Genomic DNA, 960 nt, shown 5'->3' with positions numbered 1-960 from the left:
CGGCGAGCTCGCCGTGCTGCACTTGCCCGCTCAATCCCTTCGCTATCCGCAGATGGTCGGTCGCATGGCCACGATAAGCGACGCGTGTCGCGTCAGCGACGTTTTCCCAGTGCCGAGTGAGTGAATTTGTCAGATCCGCTCGCGGTGATCCGCCGCGGAAATCGCGGAGTGCGTCTGCTTTGATTTGGCCGACACACCTCCGATGTCGGCGCCGACCCGTGAGTGACCGCTCAGGGATGCTGGCGGAACCAGACTGGCAGAGCGTCGAACGACGTGCATCGGCCGGGCACTGCCCGACGCGGTGGCCCGAAACCGACCCAGAGCGGTCTCTTGCCATACTGTTGGCAGACCGGCCGTTTGTGCGCTCATACCAGTCACTCAACCGATCAATGTGGAGCGCGCGCGCCAGGTGGTACGTCGTTGTCTTTTGCGTGGCGAAATAAGAATTGCCCGTCGGTCCTTCTGGTCAGCCATGTCTACCTAATCGCGGGCGCCTGGATTGCATTGACGAGGCGGCCCCCATGCCCATGCCTCGGCGCTTCGGATGAACCCACATGGCAATCAGGTGGTATCAGCCGCGATTCACATCACCTTTTACACGGTGTATCACGTCGCACGCAGAGGGCGTTTCCGCGCCGGATCGAGGCGCTGGCTCGGCTAGTATGAGCCTGTGAAACTCGCTTGCTTGTATCTGCTTGGTCAGATATAGTCTGCATCAGATATCGAGGAGGGCAATCGGTGAACGATCCCGTCAATGAAGATTTCGAGCGGACGCAGAAACTGGTGTTCGTGCTGGGACAGGCGCATCACCTGATGGCGACCGAACTCAGGGCAGGCCTGAAGGACGCCGGGCTCAATCTGCAGGAGCGCGGCATTCTGCTGACGCTCGCGTGCGGGAGCGCAAGAACGCCGGCCGCACTGGCGAAGTGGCTCGGCGTCCACCCCGCCCGCATGACCCGC

Annotated in this window: 1 pseudogene; it reads left to right on the top strand. The window is 61.9% G+C overall.

The features are described 5' to 3' along the window. Window positions 1–738: 738 nt before the first annotated feature. Window positions 739–960 (top strand): annotated as a pseudogene (locus U5A52_RS42975) (hypothetical protein); the annotation flags it as partial.

Source organism: Paraburkholderia sp. J8-2 (assembly GCF_905220195.1).
GTDB lineage: Bacteria > Pseudomonadota > Gammaproteobacteria > Burkholderiales > Burkholderiaceae > Paraburkholderia.
Note: the sequence above shows the minus strand (reverse complement) of the source record. Positions and strands in the feature narration are given on the sequence as shown.